The following is a 17,069-nucleotide window of genomic DNA, read 5'->3' as shown; positions in this document are numbered from 1 at the left end:
GCGGCGGTCGCACCGACCGCCGCGGCCCCGGCCTCGGACAGGGTCCCGGACTCCCGTATCTCCCGGTCCCCCAGGTCACCTTCCGCGCGTCACATCTTCACGCCGTGCGACCGCATCGCCTTGATCGGCTCGGTGCCCGAGCCGTAGTCGGGCGTGCTGCGGATCTCGAAGTGCAGATGCGGGCCGGACGAGTTGCCCGTCGAGCCGGACAGACCGATCTTCTCGCCGGTCTTCACCTGCTGGCCGGGCTTGACGTTCAGCTTCGACAGGTGCGCGTACTGCGAGTACGTGCCGTTGTCGTGCTTGACCACGATGGCGTTGCCGTACGAGGAACCGTCACCGGCGCCGTTCGGGCCGGCCTTGACGACGGTGCCCTTGTGCACGGCCTTCACCGGGGTGCCGGTCGGCACGGCGAAGTCCTGGCCGGAGTGCTTGTGCGACCAGCGGCCACCGCTGTTGCCGAACCCGGCGCTCAGTTCGTACTTGCCGGAGACGGGCTTCGTCCAGGAGTTGCCGTTCTTCTTCTCCGCGTGCTTGCGCTCGCCGCCGCGCGAACTCCGGTCGTCCTTCTGGTCCTTGGCGCGCTGCTCCGCGTGCTTCTTGGCCAGGGCCGCCTTGTGCTGCTGGTCGGCCTGGACACGCGTGGAATCGGCGAGCTGCGACGCGGTGCCGGACGCGAAGGCGTCGCTCTGCCCGTCCATGTGGGCGGCGACAGCCGAGCCCGCGCCCAGCAGCATCGTGGCGCCGAGCCCCGCCGCTATCACGGCGGCCTTCGTGCGGCCACGAGGCTTGTGCGCGTTCTTGGGCGTCGTCGACATACGGGTACTACCTCCGGATTGGGCTGGGGTGACCCCGAAGCGTGGGTTCTTCGGGGACAAATCATTGGTAACCCGCCTGATCCGGCATACCAAGAAGCGTTATTACTAATAGGTCCCGTACGGACAGAGAAGACAGCAAGGCACTCTTAAGGATTATTCAGGCACCGCCCAGGCGGCCGTGCCGTCCGCGGGCGCTCTGTGCGGCGGTCGCGCAGGGGTGCCGCAGCGGTTCCGACGGGCCCGCGCCGCCGCGCTGTTCCGCTCCTATCGCCCCTCGTAGGCGCCCTTCGGGCTGTGCGGCAGCTCACCTGACGGGCCGCTCCGGCGGGCCCTCGGATGTGACCTGGGTCGCGCCGGGGTGTCCGAGAGCGACGTGTCCGTCACCCGCCGCCAGCCGTAGGCTTTGCGGATGGAACCGGGTGTGGTGGGGGCCCGCGTCGCGTCCGGCGCGGTGATGCCGCTGGTGAAGAAGCTGTTCGTGACGGAGGGACCGGGGGCGGGCCTGGCCGAGCGGCCCGTACGGATCGCCTCGCTCGTCTCCTTCCGGGGCGAGAAGCGCGTCCTGTCCGAGAGGGATCTGCACAAGCTCGTACGGGAGTTGGTGCGCCGCGCGGGAGCACGCACGGGGACGGCGGCGGAGGGCGGGGAAGGCCCGGAGGGCGGCGGAGGCGTCGGCGTCGGCGGTGGCGCCGCCCGGAACGGCGAGCGGGAAGCGGTGACCGGCGCCCTCGTCCGTACGCTCCACGCGCTCGGCGATCTGACGATGGACGACGCGGAGGCCGTCTCCCTCGGCGTGGACGGTCTGCGGGACGCCCTGCACGAGGCGGCCGGCGGCAAGCGCGTCACCGCCGACCTCAGCGCCGCGTCGGAAGCGCTCTACCGGCGCGTCCTCGAATCCGCGTGCCTGCACGTCCTGCACTTCTTCACACAGCGCTCCACCTTCGTCGCCCGCACCCTCGTCGAGCAGAGCCGGCGCCTGGCCGACCTCGTCACCCGTACCGATCTGCTGCTGGAGCGCATCGCCTCGCGTACGGCCGAGGACGCCGGGTTCGAGAAGCGCTACGCGCAGTACGTGGCGAAGAAGCACAGCCGTCTGACCATCTACGGCATCGATCTGAAGCACGTACGTGAATGGCCCCTGGACACCGCGTACTTGAACCTGGAGGTGACGGAGGACTCCGGCGCGGACCCCTGGGCCGGCGCCCCCGCGCAGCAGGGCTGGCGGCCCGCGGTCTCCCGGCGGGTCGACGAGGCCGTCACCGGCCACCGCCGCATCCTGCTGCGCGGTGCGGCCGGTTCCGGCAAGACGACGCTGATGCAGTGGCTGGCCGTCTCCGCCGCGCGGCAGGACGGGCTCTCCGGCGAACTGGTCCGGCTCACCGGCCTCGTCCCGTTCGTGCTGCCGCTGCGCACGCTGGCGCGCGGCGGCGGCCGGTTACCCGCGCCCGAGGAGTTCCTGACGGCGGTCGGCTGCCCGCTCGCCGGTGCGCAGCCCGAGGGCTGGGCGAGCCGGGTGCTGTCCGCCGGGCGCGGCCTCGTCCTCGTGGACGGCATCGACGAGGTGCCCGAGGACGACCGCGAGCGGACCCGGCGGTGGCTGGCCGACCTGCTCACCGCCTTCCCCGACAACCGCCTGGTGGTGACCTCGCGTCCGTCGGCGGTGAGCGAAGAGTGGCTCGGCGGCGAGGACTTCGCGGCGCTGTCCCTCTCCGGTATGCGGCCCGCGGACGTGTCGGTCTTCGTACAGCGCTGGCACCGTGCGGCACAGGCGGACACGGACGCGGAGGCCGGGCTGCGCGACGCGCTGCTGCACGAGCTGCGCGTGAAGCCCGATCTGGCACGGCTGGCCACCAACCCCCTGATGTGCGGGCTCATCTGCGCGCTGCACCGGGAGCGGCGCGGCTTCCTCCCGCGCGGCAGGAAGGCCCTCTACGACGCCGCGCTGAGCATGCTGCTGGAGCGGCGCGACCGCGAGCGGCACATGGGACCGCTCGGCGGCATCGAGCTGGACGAGGAGTCGCAGACCGAGCTGCTGCAGAAGCTGGCGTACTGGCTGATCCGCAACGCCCGTGCGGAGATGGCGCGTTCGGACGCCGTCGGGCTGCTGGCACGAGTGCTGCCCTCGATGCCGTACGCGCAGAGCCAGGGCACGGCGGAGGTCGTCCTGGACTTTCTGCTGGTGCGGTCGGGCCTGCTGCGCGAACCGGTCGACGGGGCCGTCGACTTCGTGCACCGCACCTTCCAGGACTACCTGGCCGCCCGCGAGTTGGTGCAGGAGCGCGACTTCGATCTGCTGGCGCGGCGCGCACACGAGGACCAGTGGGACGACGTCGTACGGATGGCCGTGGCGCACGCCCGTCCCGACGAGCGCGCGCGGATCCTGCGGGCGCTCCTGGAGCGGGCAGACGCCGAGGCCGCCGTCCGGATGCGGCTGTATCTGCTGGCCACGGCCTGCCTGGAGCACGCCGTGAACATGGACCCGGAGGTGCGCAAGGCCGTCCAGGAGCGGGCGGCGGCGCTGATTCCGCCGCGCAGCTTCCAGGAGGCGAAGGCGCTCGCGGAGGTCGGACCGGTCGTCCTCGATCTGCTGCCCGGCCCGGAGTCGCTGGAGGACGACGAGGCCGAGGCCGTGGCGCACACGGTGGCGCAGCTCGGCACGGACGCGGCGCTGGCCCGGCTCGTGGACTTCCGGGACGATCACCGTTGGCCGGTGCTGCGCCAACTCGCGGGCCACTGGGACCAGTTCGACACGCAGGAGTACGGGCGCGAGATCATCGCCCCGATCGTGGCCCGTGAGGACGTCCCGGTGACCGTCCGCTCCTCGGAGGAGCTGAGGGCGCTGGTCCGGATGGCGCGGACGGCCGAGGCGGTACCGCCGCGCAGGGTGCATCTGCACGGGCACTTCCCGGACACGGAGATCACCGACTCGCTCGCGGGCGACGACCTCGCCGAACTGCGGCTCGTACGGAACAGGGCGGTCCAGGACCTGCGCTTCCTCCGGCACTTTCCCCGCCTCGGTGAACTGGACCTGGCGGATGTGTCCGTACCGGACCTCGCTCCCCTCGCGGCGCTGCCGCTGCGCAAGCTCGCCCTCCGCCTCCCGGAGGCGGAGGGCCTGCCCCGCCTTCCGGAGCTGAGGGAGCTGACCGTGGTCGAGGGGTCGTCCGTACGCATCGAGGCGCTGCCGCCCCTGGAATCGCTCACGGCACTGGAGGTGCGCCACTCCCAGGGCGAACTCGCGGGCATCTCGCGCTTCACCGGGCTGCGGAGCCTCGCCCTCGTCATCGTGCTCTCGCTGCGCGAAGGCGATCTGGCCGAGGCGGCGGAGCTGCCCCGGCTGACGGAACTGGCCCTCGACGCCCACACGCTCGGCCTCCTCGACGGGACCGGCCCGCCGCTGCCCCGGGTGCGCCACGTCAGTCTCGTCTGCGACGACAAGGTACCGATGCTGTCGCCGCTCCCCCGCTGCTTCCCGGAGGCCGAGGCGGTCACGCTGCACCGTCCGGGGGCCGGCACCGATCTGGCACCGCTGGCCGGGCTGCCCCGGCTGCGCGAGCTGGCGTTGTTCCAACCGCCCGCGCACGTACGGGAGTTCGCCGACCGTACCTTCGCCGGGACGCTGTCGCTCATCGTGCGTCCACGGCCCCGCGCAGAGGCCGACTTCGGCGTGGCCGAGGCCCCGCCCGTCCGAATAGGCTGGGAGACGCAGTGATGTGACGCACACTCAGCCGCCGACTCGCCGACCACCGACCAGCAGCTCAGCCGGGAGCCCCCAGCCCATGGAACAACCCGCCGTCCGCCTGGCGTCCACCGTCGTCGAGCCGCTGATCGGCAGGCTCCTGAGCTCGGCACCGCCGCAGCCGGAGCCACGGGAGACGGAGGCGGAAGGGGCGACGGGGGCCCGGGCGGAGCGGGAGGCGGAGCCGGCGCCCGGCTCGGAGCCCGGACGCCTCATCGCACGCCTCGTCTCCTTCCGTGGCGAGGACCCGGAGCTGAGCTGGGACGAACTGGTCGAGCTGGCACGGGAGTTGGTACGCCACGGACTCGCCTCCACGGGCCCGTCCCGCGCCGTGGGCCCCGGTGACGAGGCGGCGGTGGGCTATGTCCTCGCCCGTACGCTCCACGTCATCGGCGAACTGGACACCACCGACACCCAGGCCGTACGCCTCGGGCCGCAGGACTACGCGCGTCGGCTGCGTTCCGCGGTGCCCGGCGTGGACCGTACGCTCTCCCGCGAAGCCGCCTGGTTCCACGACGGCCTGCTGGTGACGACCTGCCTCCACTTCCTCCATACGCTCATCGTGCGCTCGCCCGAACTCGCCGAGCGGCTGCCCGAACGCAGCCACCGGATCGGCCAGCTCGTCGACCTCAACGACGTGGAGGCGGTGCGCGGACACTCCCAACCCTCCGCGGAGGACGCCGAGTTCGAGGCACGCTATCTGGGCCGCGTCGCCGAGCAGTACAACCGCGTCACCATCTACGGCATCGACCTGCCCAACCCCAACGCCCCCGACGAGTGGTCCCTGGACGCGACGTATCTCAGCCTCTCCGCGGAGTTCCGCTCCCCGCGGGACCGGGCGTCGGGCGGACGGGAGACGGACCGTACGGACACCGTCGACGCGGCCCGTGACGGCGACGGCACTCCCGCGGACGCGGTCGCCGGCGGTGACGGGACCGAAGACGGTACGGGCGGCGCCACCCCGGGCTTCACCCCCGAACCTCTGGTGCGGGCCGACCGCGCGCTGGCCGTCCACGAGCGCGTCCTGCTCCGCGGAGTCGCCGGCTCCGGCAAGACCACGCTCGTCCAGTGGCTGGCGGTCTCCACCGCGAGCGGCACGCTCCCCTCCGAACTCCAGGCCCTGCAAGGCCGAATCCCCTTCGTCCTGCCCGTACGCCGCTTCGCACGCGACGGCATTCCCGCCCCCGACGACCTCCTCTCCGCGATGCGCCACCCCCTCGCGGACCAGGCGCCCGAGGGCTGGGTCGCGCGCGTGCTCGCCTCCGGACGCGCGATGCTGCTCGTCGACGGCATCGACGAGGCCCCGGACGACGTCTGGGACGATCTGCGCACCCAGCTCCGCAGACTGCTGCGGATCTACTCCGGCAACCTCTGCCTCGTCACCTCCCGCCCCTCGGCGATCGACGCGGACTGGCTCTCCGAGGAGGGCTTCACGGAGCTGACGCTCGCCCCAATGAGCCACGGCCAGGTCGCCGAGTTCGTCACCGCGTGGCACGACGCCGCCCGCTCCGACGAGGGGAAGGACCACGCGCGGCTCGACGAGTACGAGGGCATGCTGCTGCGGTCCATCCCCATCTACCGCGAACTGCGCGTGCTGGCCACCAACCCCCTGATGTGCGGGCTGATCTGCGCCCTGAACAGGGACAGGTCGGGCTCGCTCCCGCAGGGCCGCAAGGAGCTGTACGAGGCCGCCGTGCAGATGCTGCTGCAACGCCGCAATCCGGAACGGCGGGTGTTCGAGGACCTTCTCCAACGGGCCCCGCGCGAACGGCTGTTGCGGAAGCTCGCCTACCGGATGCTCGTCGACGGGTCCTCCGTGCTCGACCACGCCACAGCCCTCGCCGAGATCGCGCGGCACGCCGGCGCGATCCCCACCATCCCCAGGGATCTGCGGTGCGAGGACGTCTTCAACGATCTGCTGCTGCGGACCGGGCTGCTGCGCGAACAGGCCGACGGATCCGTCGAGTTCGTCCACCGCACCATGCAGGACTACCTCGCGGCGCGGGAGGCCGTCGACCAGGGCGAGTTCGGGCTGCTGCTCCAGCACGCGCACGAGTCGGGCTGGGAGGAGGTCTTCCGGATGGCGGTGGCCTACGCCCGTCCCGCCGAGTGCGCCACGCTGCTCCAGGGGCTGCTGACCCCCGGCTGGATCGGGATGGACCGCAACCGGCGCCATCTGCTGGCCGCCTCCTGCCTGGAGCACGTCACGGAACTCGACCCGCAGACCCGCGACCGGGTCTTCGAGGCGACGCAGTTCATGGTGCGGCCGCGCGACCCGACACGGCGGAAGATCCTCGGCTTCCTGGGACCGATAGTCCTGGAGATGCTGCCCGACCCGGCGACGCTCCCCGACGACGAGGCCTACCTTGTGGCGCTCACCGTGACCCGCGTACGGGACGACGCCGCCGTGGACTATCTGGCGCGGCTGCGCGACCGCGGCTCCCTGCGGCTGCGTACGGAACTGGCCAACGGCTGGCACAAGTTCGCGACGGAACGCTATGCCGAGGAGGTCCTGCGGCATCTCGACCCGACGGGCGTCTACTTCCCGGTCTCCGACCACGCCGAGCTGGCGAAGCTCAAGGAGCTGGGCGGACGTGAACGCGTCCAGATCACCGGGGACTTCCGGCCGGAGGAACTGCTGGCCGGGCTGGAGCGGGACAAGCTCACCCATCTGTGGATCGCGTACGACCTGGGTCCGGGCATGGAGATGGAGTGGCTGCGGGAGTTCCCGTCCCTGACGACCCTCCGGGTCCACTCGCGGCTGCGCGTCACGGGAGTGCCGGAGGGCATACGCATCATGGCGTGACCCGCGGGCGCGCGCCTACGGGACGCAAGGGGACGACGAACGGCCTGTGCGCCGTGGCGGCGATGCCACCACGGCGCACAGGCCGTCTTCGTACGTCAGGACCCCGGGCCCGAGACCCGGACGGTCACGCCTCCTTGGAGAGGTTCGGACCGCCGCCCGCCGCGGACTCCACCGGAGGTGCGTCCGGCAGCGCGGTCTTCTCCTCGCCGCGGAAGGTGAACTTCTTGTCCTCGTCCGTGTCCCCCTCGGTGTCCACGACCACGATGTGGCCGGGGCGCAGATCGCCGAAGAGGATCTTCTCGGAGAGCTGGTCCTCGATCTCGCGCTGGATCGTCCGGCGCAGCGGCCGGGCGCCCATCACCGGGTCGTAACCCCGCTTCGCGAGCAGCTCCTTGGCGTCCGTGCTCAGCTCCAGACCCATGTCGCGGTCCTTGAGCCGCTCGTCCACCATCGCCAGCATCAGGTCGACGATGCGGATGATGTCGTCCTGAGTGAGCTGGTGGAAGACCACCGTGTCGTCGACACGGTTGAGGAACTCCGGGCGGAAGTGCTGCTTCAGCTCGTCGTTGACCTTGGCCTTCATCCGGTCGTACCCGGCCTTGGTGTCGCCCTGGCCGGCGAAGCCGAGGTTGAAGCCCTTGGAGATGTCCCGGGTGCCGAGGTTGGTCGTCATGATGATGACCGTGTTCTTGAAGTCGACGACCCGGCCCTGGGAGTCGGTCAGACGACCGTCCTCCAGGATCTGTAGCAGCGAGTTGAAGATGTCCGCGTGCGCCTTCTCCACCTCGTCGAAGAGGACCACGGAGAACGGCTTGCGGCGGACCTTCTCGGTGAGCTGACCGCCCTCCTCGTACCCCACGTATCCGGGGGGCGAGCCGAAGAGCCGCGAGACGGTGTGCTTCTCGCTGAACTCCGACATGTCGAGGGAGATCAGCGCCTCCTCGTCGCCGAAGAGGAACTCCGCGAGCGTCTTGGACAGCTCCGTCTTACCGACGCCGGACGGACCGGCGAAGATGAACGAACCGCCGGGACGCTTCGGGTCCTTGAGGCCCGCACGCGTACGCCGGATCGCCTGGGACAGCGCCTTGATGGCGTCCTCCTGGCCGATGACGCGCTTGTGCAGCTCGTCCTCCATGCGCAGCAGACGCGAGGACTCCTCCTCGGTGAGCTTGAAGACCGGGATGCCCGTGGCCGTGGCCAGGACCTCCGCGATCAGCTCCTCGTCGACCTCGGCGACGACGTCCATGTCGCCGGCCTTCCACTCCTTCTCCCGCTTGGCCTTCTGGGCCAGGAGCTGCTTCTCCGTGTCGCGGAGGGAGGCCGCCTTCTCGAAGTCCTGCGAGTCGATCGCGGACTCCTTGTCACGGCGGACGTTCGCAATCTTCTCGTCGAACTCGCGCAGGTCCGGCGGTGCGGTCATGCGGCGGATCCGCATCCGGGAGCCGGCCTCGTCGATCAGGTCGATCGCCTTGTCCGGCAGGAAGCGGTCGCTGATGTAGCGGTCGGCGAGCGTGGCGGCGCCGACCAGGGCGGCGTCCGTGATGGAGACGCGGTGGTGCGCCTCGTAACGGTCGCGCAGACCCTTGAGGATCTCGATCGTGTGCGGCAGCGACGGCTCGGCGACCTGGATGGGCTGGAAGCGGCGCTCCAGGGCCGCGTCCTTCTCCAGGTGCTTGCGGTACTCGTCGAGCGTCGTGGCACCGATGGTCTGGAGTTCACCGCGGGCCAGCATCGGCTTGAGGATGCTCGCGGCGTCGATGGCGCCCTCTGCGGCGCCCGCGCCGACCAGCGTGTGCAGCTCGTCGATGAACAGGATGATGTCGCCGCGGGTGCGGATCTCCTTGAGCACCTTCTTCAGGCGCTCCTCGAAGTCACCGCGGTAACGGGAGCCGGCGACCAGGGCGCCCAGGTCCAGGGTGTAGAGGTGCTTGTCCTTCAGGGTCTCGGGCACCTCGCCCTTGACGATCGCCTGGGCCAGGCCCTCGACGACCGCGGTCTTGCCGACGCCGGGCTCGCCGATGAGCACCGGGTTGTTCTTCGTACGGCGCGAGAGCACCTGCATGACCCGCTCGATCTCCTTCTCGCGCCCGATGACCGGGTCGAGCTTGGATTCGCGGGCGGCCTGCGTGAGGTTGCGGCCGAACTGGTCCAGCACAAGGGAGGTCGAGGGCGTGCCCTCGGCGGGGCCGCCTGCGGTGGCCGCCTCCTTGCCGCCGGAGTAGCCGGACAGTAGCTGGATGACCTGCTGCCGCACCCGGTTGAGATCGGCGCCCAGCTTCACGAGGACCTGGGCGGCGACGCCCTCGCCCTCGCGGATCAGGCCGAGCAGGATGTGCTCCGTACCGATGTAGTTGTGGCCGAGCTGAAGGGCCTCGCGGAGCGACAGCTCCAGGACCTTCTTCGCACGGGGCGTGAAGGGGATGTGGCCCGAGGGCGCCTGCTGGCCCTGGCCGATGATCTCCTCCACCTGCTGACGGACCGCCTCGAGCGAAATCCCGAGGCTCTCCAGTGCCTTAGCGGCGACACCCTCACCCTCGTGGATCAGGCCCAGGAGAATGTGCTCGGTGCCGATGTAGTTGTGGTTGAGCATCCGGGCTTCTTCCTGAGCCAGGACGACAACCCGCCGCGCGCGGTCGGTGAACCTCTCGAACATCGTTAATCGCTCCTCAGAGCGGTCAGGCAGTGAGGGGACGCTCCCCTCTCTGTCCTTCCGCAGCTTAGTCCCGCAAGCGGGGACCGCTCATTCCATCTGCCGACTCCGGCCCGGCTGCGCCGACGGCCGGCCACGCTCCCGTGGGAAGCACAGTCGGGCCTCCTTCCCCGAACAGTCGACAACAGTTCCAACCCGATGGTGCGAGACGATGTTCCCGCAGGCCAGGCGTAGCCGCCGTGATTCACTACGCCCACGGCGAACGGCACTTCGCCACGACGCTCCCGGCTCACCGCCATCGCCCCTCGCACCCCCGTGTCACCAGGTCTTTGTGCTGCCCGTCCGGCCCCGAAGCAGGCAGGACCGACCTCACGACCTTCTTACCCGCTCGTACTGACATCCCATGCCGTGGTTGTCGGAGTCGGCCGCAGGCATCCGCTGAGGGCGAACAGCCTTGCACCTGGCGCTTCCTGGGTCGCCACGGTGCGCACACACCCGGCGACGCAGCGGAGCGGAAAGTGCCGCGAGGCGCGACGCCGCGTAACTCCGCCGGGGAATCACCTGTTGCCCGGGACGTGAGCTTCTCGGACTTCTCGGTCTCCGGCAGGGACCGGACGCCCCTGCGGCCGCCTCGGGGACGGGGCGGCGGGTGCGACGTGCTGGTGCTGGACGCGGACGCGGGGCTGGCGCTGCTGCGGCGGCCCGGTGTGCGTACGGGGCCTGTCGCCTACGACGGGGAGAGCGGATGCGTCCAGTTCCTCGTCCCGGAGGGCAGCGCCGAGGAATTGCCGGGGCTGCTGCAATGGCTCGAATGGGGCGGCATCGAGCTGGGACTGACGGGCCGCGCCGCCTACGACCCTCGGGAGGCCGCCGTATGGCTGCGGCCTCCCGAGCCGGGGCGTGAGGCGGATCGCGTCGATCTCGTGCGGCTCGTCAGCGCGGCGGCGACGGAATGCCACCGGGCGCGGCTGCGGAGCGCCGCACGTAAGTACCGGGGTCAGCCGTTGGCCTTCTCGTAGGCCTCCCGGATATTGGCCGGAACGCGGCCGCGGTCGTTGACCTCGTAACCCTGGTCCTTGGCCCACGCCCGGATCTTCGCGGTGTCCTGGCTGCTGCCGCCGCCGGAGGCACGGCCCTTTCCGCGTGCCGAACGGCCGCCGGTGCGGCGCCCGCCCTTCACATAGGGTTCGAGCACGGTACGGAGCTTGTCCGCATTAGAGGTGGAGAGGTCGATCTCGTAGCTCTTCCCGTCCAGCGCGAACGTGACTGTCTCGTCCGCTTCGCCACCCTCGAGGTCGTCGACCAGAAGAACCTGAACCTTCTGCGCCACCGCATACTCCCATTCGTCATCGATAACTCGATTACTGATACTGACGAAGAAAGCAAACCGCTTTTCGGTGAGAAACACAAACCCTCTGTTGAGTTTGTACGGGCCACCGGCGGGATTGGCGGGATCTTTCGGACAAAGTGCCTCCCTCATCCCACGGGCGAGTGAGCCGTCCGGTCACGGCTCCGTCACTCAGAGATGCAGGAGCATGCGGCTGTTGCCCAAGGTGTTCGGCTTCACTCGTTCGAGACCCAGGAACTCCGCGACGCCCTCGTCAAAGGAACGCAGCAGTTCGCTGTAGACATCGCCGTCGACCGGCGTCTCGCCGATCTCCGTGAAGCCGTGCCTGGTGAAGAAGTCGACTTCGAAGGTGAGGCAGAAAATGCGGCGCACACCCAGCCAGCGCGCGGTGTTCAGGAGCTTCTCCAGCAGGAGATGACCCACGCCGCTGCCCTTCAGCGCGGGATCCACCGCGAGGGTCCTGACCTCGGCCAGGTCCTCCCACATCACGTGCAGAGCGCCGCAGGCGACCACCTCGGCGTCGTGATCGCGTTCCGCGACCCAGAACTCCTGAATGTCCTCGTAAAGGGTGACCGTCGCTTTGTCGAGCAGGATGCGGTCGCGCGAGTAGACATCGATGAGGCGGCGCACAGCGCGCACATCTCCCGTCCGTGCACGGCGAACGGTGACTTCTGATACGGACGGGGATGCTGACGCCATGAACGGGACGCTATCGCCCTCGCCGAACGCGGTGCTCTCCGGGTCCGGGGAGCTTACGCGTACCTTCCGAGTACGTTCCGCTCTGTCTTGCGGCGAGGGTTCCTCTCCGGGACCGGCACGACCGGAGCGAACCCTTCCGGGAGTTCGGAGCGGTTCTCGCCGAGCGCGGCCGGATCGTGACTTCGGGGCTTACCGCTAGCGGCTCTCGCGCGGCTCTCTCTCCGGGGCGTCGACGCGCACATCGTTGAGCTGTACGACGCGCAAGGCGTCGCGTACGGCATCGAGCTGTTCCGGAGTCATGCGGCCGAAGAACTCCACGAGAGCGGCGGCCGCGTTGTCACTGGAGGCCCAGGCCTCGTTCATGAGTGCGGCGGAGTACGCGGCACGCGTGGAGACCGGCTCATATCGATAGGCACGGCCTTCTTGGCGTCTGCGCAGCCAGCCCTTCTGATGGAGGTTGTCCATTACGGTCATGACCGTCGTGTAGGCGATGGACCGGTCGTCCCGCAGATCCTCCAGGACTTCCCGCACGGTGACCGGACGGTTCCACCGCCATACCCGCGTCATGACGGTGTCTTCCAACTCTCCCAATGGCCGAGGCACGCCGTGAATAATAGTCGGAGATGTCCCGAATACCGCAGGGGAGGGCGCGGATCAGCGCTCTTTCTTCTGCCGGACGCTCTCCGCGCGGGCGATGGCGGCGTCCACGGCGGCGTCTTCCTTGGCCTTGTTCGCGCCGCCCTGGCTCTTGACGATCGTCACGATGAGAGCGGTGAACGCCACCGCCATCACGATCGGCGGGGTCAGCGCCGCGATGTAGTCCATGCCTTTTCGCGCCTCCTTCAGAACCGGGCTCCAGCGTACGGCAGCGGCACGGGCCGCCCGCCGGGCGGGCGGCCGGCGGCGGCGCGGGCCGCAGAGCCCGGAGGAGGACGGCAGGGGACGGCAGGGGACAGCAGGAGGGCCCTCCCCGGTACCGGCAGCGGCTGAGGCGGACCGGGCCGGGTCAGCCCGTGGGCTACGTACGGCTGACGTTGCGCTCGTAGACGAGGCGGAGGCCGATCAGGGTCAGCCACGGCTCGTGCTCGTCGATGGCCGCGGCGTCGCCGAGCACCATCGGCGCGAGGCCGCCGGTGGCGATGACCGTCACCTCGTCCGGGTCGTCGGTGAGTTCGCGGGCGATGCGGTCGACGACGCCGTCGACCTGCCCGGCGAAGCCGTACAGGATGCCGGACTGCATGGCCTCGACGGTGTTCTTGCCGATGACGCTGCGGGGGCGGGCCAGTTCGATCTTGCGGAGCTGGGCGCCGCGCATGCCCAGCGCGTCCACGGAGATCTCGATGCCGGGGGCGATGACGCCGCCCACGTACTCGCCGCGCGCCGAGACCGCGTCGAACGTCGTGGCCGTGCCGAAGTCGACGACGACGCACGGGCCCCCGTACAGCTCGACGGCCGCGAGGGCGTTGATGATGCGGTCGGCGCCGACCTCCTTGGGGTTGTCCATGAGGATCGGCACGCCGGTCTTGACGCCCGGTTCGACGAGGACGGCGGGGATGTCGCCGTAGTAGCGGCGGGTCACCTCGCGCAGCTCGTGCAGGACGGACGGGACGGTCGAGCAGATGGCGATGCCCTCGACGTTGTCGCCCAGTTCCTCGCCGAGGAGCGGGTGCATGCCCATCAACCCCTGGAGCAGCACGGCGAGTTCGTCGGCGGTGCGGCGGGCGTCGGTCGAGATGCGCCAGTGCTCGATGATCTCCTCGCCGTCGAAGAGGCCGAGGACGGTGTGGGTGTTCCCGACGTCGATGGTCAGCAGCATCAGTAGTCCGTCTCTTCGTGGTGCCCGCCGGTGGCGCCGGTCGTCTCCGTCGCGTCCGTGGCATCGGCGTCGTCGGCGGCCCGGAGGTCCAGGCCGATGTCGAGTATCGGGGAGGAGTGGGTGAGCGCCCCGACGGCGAGGAAGTCGACGCCCGTCGCGGCGTATCGGGCGGCGTTCTCCAGCGACAGCCGCCCGGAGGACTCCAGTTGGGCGCGGCCCGCGACCAGCGCCACGGCCGCCGCCGTCTCGTCCGGTGTGAAGTTGTCGAGCAGGATCAGGTCGGCGCCCTCGGCGAGCACCGGCTCGATCTGGTCGAGCCGGTCGACCTCCACCTCGATGGGTACGCCGGGGAACTCGGCGCGTACGAGTCTGAAGGCCTCCGCGACGCCGCCCGCCGCGAGCACGTGGTTGTCCTTGATCAGCGCGGCGTCGGAGAGCGAGAAGCGGTGGTTGGTGCCGCCGCCGCAGCGCACCGCGTACTTCTCCAGGGCGCGCAGGCCGGGCGTCGTCTTACGGGTGTCGCGTACGAGCGTCCCGGCGTGGGTGCCGGAGTCGGCGGCGGAGGCGGCGCGCGAGAGCTCGTCCGCCCAGCGGCGGGTGACGGTCGCGATGCCGGAGAGCCGGCACAGCAGGTTGAGGGCGCTGCGCTCGGCGGTGAGCAGGTCGCGGGTGCGGGTGCGTACGGTCAGCAGGCGCTGCCCGGCGCTCACGCGCTCGCCGTCCTCGACGTGCCGTTCGACCTCGAACTCGTCGGTGCACACCACCGACAGGACGGCCTCGGCGATGTGCAGCCCGGCGGCGACACCGTCCTGGCGTGCGGTGAAGTCGCCCGTGGAGACGGCGTGTTCGGGGACGGTGGCGACGGTCGTGACATCCACGCCGTGGTCGAGGTCCTCCTCGATGGCCAGGTGCGCGATGTCCTCGACCTGTACCGGGTCCAGGCCCGCGTCCGCGAGCAGCCGGGCGAGGTCGGGGTCCAGTCCGCAGTCCAACGGGTCCAGGTCCCAGGCGTCATCGGCGGCGCCGTCCGCACCGCCGGCGCCGCAGCCGCAGGAGTCGCCGCAGCCGCCGCCGGACGGGGCCGACGGGGACGCCGACGGGGACGAGGCGGAGGCGCCGATCTGGAGCAGGGGCACGTCGACGGGCTGCGGGCGGCGTTCCTCCGGTGACTCCGGGAAGGAGCTGGTCACGGCTTCTCCGTGGGTGTGTGTGGTGGCGGGGCCGGTGCGGCCTGCGTACGGTCCGCCGTCCCCGGGTCCTCCGGGCGGTGGGCCGTCGTCGGCGGGAAGGCGGTCGTCCGGGTCGTACGGACGTCGAGACTACGGCCCCCGTCACGGAGGCCGACGACGAGGTGGCGGCGCCAGTTCCCGTCGTCCCGTACGGGGTGGTCCTCGCGCCAGTGGCAGCCGCGGGTCTCCTCGCGGCGCAGCGCGGCGGCGACCAGGACGCGGGCGACGAGGTGGAGGTTGGCCGTCTCCCAGGTCTCGACGCCCGGTTCGGCGGGCTTGTGCGCGGTCTCGGCGGGGAGCGCGTCCAGCCGGGCGGCGGCCTCGGCGAGGCTGGCGGCGGAGCGCAGGACTCCGGCGCCGCCGCTCATGACGCCCTGGATGACGGCGCGGGCCTCGGCGGGGAGCAACGAAGCGCTGCCGAGGGGCAGTTCGGCCGGCTCCGGTTCGGCTGCTGCGCCCGCTTCCGGTTCCGCGCCTGGCGCGGACTCCGCTTCGGCGTCCGGCTCCGCTTCCGTACGGACGGCTCCGGCGACCGTCCTGGCCGCCGCCTCCGCGATCCGTTCCGCGAACACCAGGCCCTCCAGCAGGCTGTTGGAGGCGAGCCGGTTCGCGCCGTGCACGCCGGTGCAGGCCACCTCGCCGCACGCGAAGAGCCCGGGGACCGTCGTACGGCCGTGCAGATCCGTGCGGACGCCGCCGCTGGCGTAGTGCGCGGCCGGTGCCACCGGGACGAGTCGCGTGACCGGGTCGATGCCGTGGCTGCGGCACGCCTCGAGGATCGTGGGGAAGCGCGTCTCCCACATGGCGGCGCCGAAGTGCCGGGCGTCCAGATACATGTGCTCGGTGCCGGGTGCCGCGCCCTGCTCGGCGGCCCGCCGCATGATCGCCTTGGCGACGACGTCGCGCGGTGCCAGTTCGGCCAGTTCGTGCTGTCCGGCCATGAAGCGGTGGCCGTCGGCGTCGACGAGGTGCGCGCCCTCGCCCCGTACGGCCTCGGAGATCAGCGGCTGCTGGCCCTCGGCACCGGAGCCGAGCCAGAGCACCGTCGGGTGGAACTGCACGAACTCCAGGTCGCTGACCTCCGCGCCCGCGCGCAGCGCCAGCGCAACGCCGTCGCCGGTGGAGACGGGCGGGTTGGTGGTGGCCGAGAAGACCTGGCCCATGCCGCCCGTGGCGAGGACGACGACGGGTGCGCGCACCGCGCCGACGCCGTCGTGCCGGCCCTCGCCCATGACGTGCAGGGTGACGCCGGCCGCGGCGCCGTCGGGCGTCTTGAGCAGGTCGAGTACGAGGGCGTTCTCGACGGTACGCAGGCCCTCTCCGGGCGGGCCCGCTCCGGCCGCGCCGTCACGGGCGCCGGTTCCGTTGCGTACGGCGCCGACCAGCGCCCGGGAGATCTCCGCGCCGGTCGCGTCGCCGCCGGCGTGTGCGATGCGCCGCCGGTGGTGGCCGCCCTCCCGGGTCAGTTCGATCTCGCCGGTGCCGGGGTCGGCGTCGAAGCGCGCCCCGGTCTCGATGAGGCGCCGTACGGCGGCGGGGCCCTCCGTGACGAGCGTGCGGACGGCCTCCTCNTGCGGACGGCCTCCTCGTCGCACAGGCCCGCGCCGGCGACGAGGGTGTCGTCGCGATGCTGCTCGGGGCTGTCGCCCTCGCCGAGCGCGGCGGCTATACCGCCCTGCGCCCAGCGCGTGGAGCCGTCGTCCAGGCGGGCCTTGGTGACGACGACCGTACGCAGACCGGCGGCGTCGCAGCGCAGCGCGGCGGTCAGCCCGGCGACGCCGGAGCCCACGACGACGACGTCCGCGTCGATGCGCCAGCCGGGGGCGGGGGCGGCGAGCGGGGCCGGCTGCCCAAACTGCTGCGGGGCCTGCTGCGGGGCCCGACGCCCCGTCATCGGAGCGCTCCGAGCGGGAGGGGGATGTTGTCGATGAGGCGGGTGGCGCCGACGCGGGCGGCAACGGCGA

At 71.1% G+C, this 17,069-nt stretch carries 11 protein-coding genes and 1 pseudogene; 3 read left to right on the top strand and 9 right to left on the bottom strand.

Annotation, left to right across the window (positions count from 1 at the left end):
- Positions 1 to 89: 89 nt before the first annotated feature.
- Positions 90 to 818, bottom strand: a complete 729-nt coding sequence (locus AN218_RS14880; protein ID WP_070017373.1) for a M23 family metallopeptidase — start codon at positions 816 to 818, stop codon at positions 90 to 92.
- Positions 819 to 1,227: 409 nt separating this feature from the next.
- Here AN218_RS14880 and AN218_RS14875 point away from each other — a divergent pair, with 409 nt between their 5' ends.
- Both AN218_RS14875 and AN218_RS14870 read left to right on the top strand, forming a co-directional pair.
- Positions 1,228 to 4,530, top strand: a complete 3,303-nt coding sequence (locus tag AN218_RS14875) for an NACHT domain-containing protein (protein ID WP_070017372.1) — start codon at positions 1,228 to 1,230, stop codon at positions 4,528 to 4,530.
- A gap of 67 nt (positions 4,531 to 4,597) precedes the next feature.
- Entirely contained in the window at positions 4,598 to 7,363 is a 2,766-nt protein-coding gene (locus AN218_RS14870) for an NACHT domain-containing protein (protein ID WP_070017371.1), read from the top strand.
- A gap of 124 nt (positions 7,364 to 7,487) precedes the next feature.
- Here the strand turns inward: AN218_RS14870 and AN218_RS14865 are convergent, their stop codons facing one another.
- A complete protein-coding gene (locus AN218_RS14865) occupies positions 7,488 to 10,016 on the bottom strand; it encodes an ATP-dependent Clp protease ATP-binding subunit (RefSeq protein ID WP_070017370.1) in 2,529 nt (842 codons plus the stop codon).
- Positions 10,017 to 10,588: 572 nt separating this feature from the next.
- Here AN218_RS14865 and AN218_RS14860 point away from each other — a divergent pair.
- Complete coding sequence (locus AN218_RS14860; protein ID WP_171908686.1) at positions 10,589 to 11,032, top strand: hypothetical protein; 444 nt, start codon at positions 10,589 to 10,591, stop codon at positions 11,030 to 11,032.
- Here AN218_RS14860 and AN218_RS14855 read toward each other — a convergent pair.
- The 7 genes and pseudogenes from AN218_RS14855 to AN218_RS14830 all read right to left on the bottom strand — a co-directional run bounded on the left by AN218_RS14855 (position 11,011) and on the right by AN218_RS14830 (position 16,999).
- Positions 11,011 to 11,343, bottom strand: a complete 333-nt coding sequence (locus AN218_RS14855) for a histone-like nucleoid-structuring protein Lsr2 (protein WP_070009461.1) — start codon at positions 11,341 to 11,343, stop codon at positions 11,011 to 11,013. The genes AN218_RS14860 and AN218_RS14855 overlap by 22 nt on opposite strands.
- A 189-nt stretch (positions 11,344 to 11,532) precedes the next feature.
- On the bottom strand, positions 11,533 to 12,060 hold the full coding sequence (locus AN218_RS14850) for an amino-acid N-acetyltransferase (protein ID WP_070017368.1): 528 nt from the start codon (positions 12,058 to 12,060) through the stop codon (positions 11,533 to 11,535).
- A gap of 195 nt (positions 12,061 to 12,255) precedes the next feature.
- Positions 12,256 to 12,663 carry a BlaI/MecI/CopY family transcriptional regulator gene (locus AN218_RS14845; protein WP_079132189.1) on the bottom strand — a complete coding sequence of 136 codons (408 nt, stop codon included), beginning with the start codon at positions 12,661 to 12,663 and terminating at the stop codon, positions 12,256 to 12,258.
- A 51-nt stretch (positions 12,664 to 12,714) separates the two neighbouring features.
- Entirely contained in the window at positions 12,715 to 12,885 is a 171-nt protein-coding gene (locus AN218_RS36730; RefSeq protein WP_171908685.1) for a hypothetical protein, read from the bottom strand.
- Positions 12,886 to 13,078: 193 nt separating this feature from the next.
- On the bottom strand, positions 13,079 to 13,876 hold the full coding sequence (locus AN218_RS14840; RefSeq protein WP_070017366.1) for a type III pantothenate kinase: 798 nt from the start codon (positions 13,874 to 13,876) through the stop codon (positions 13,079 to 13,081).
- On the bottom strand, positions 13,876 to 15,066 hold the full coding sequence (gene nadC / locus AN218_RS14835; protein ID WP_070017365.1) for a carboxylating nicotinate-nucleotide diphosphorylase: 1,191 nt from the start codon (positions 15,064 to 15,066) through the stop codon (positions 13,876 to 13,878). Before nadC ends, AN218_RS14840 begins: the two co-directional genes overlap by 1 nt.
- Positions 15,063 to 16,999 (bottom strand): annotated as a pseudogene (locus AN218_RS14830) (L-aspartate oxidase). The gene nadC and the pseudogene AN218_RS14830 overlap by 4 nt, the downstream one beginning before the upstream one ends.
- Positions 17,000 to 17,069: the final 70 nt, after the last annotated feature.

Source organism: Streptomyces nanshensis, from assembly GCF_001751255.1.
Taxonomy (GTDB): domain Bacteria; phylum Actinomycetota; class Actinomycetes; order Streptomycetales; family Streptomycetaceae; genus Streptomyces; species Streptomyces nanshensis_A.
This window is presented reverse-complemented; position numbering and strand designations above follow the sequence as displayed.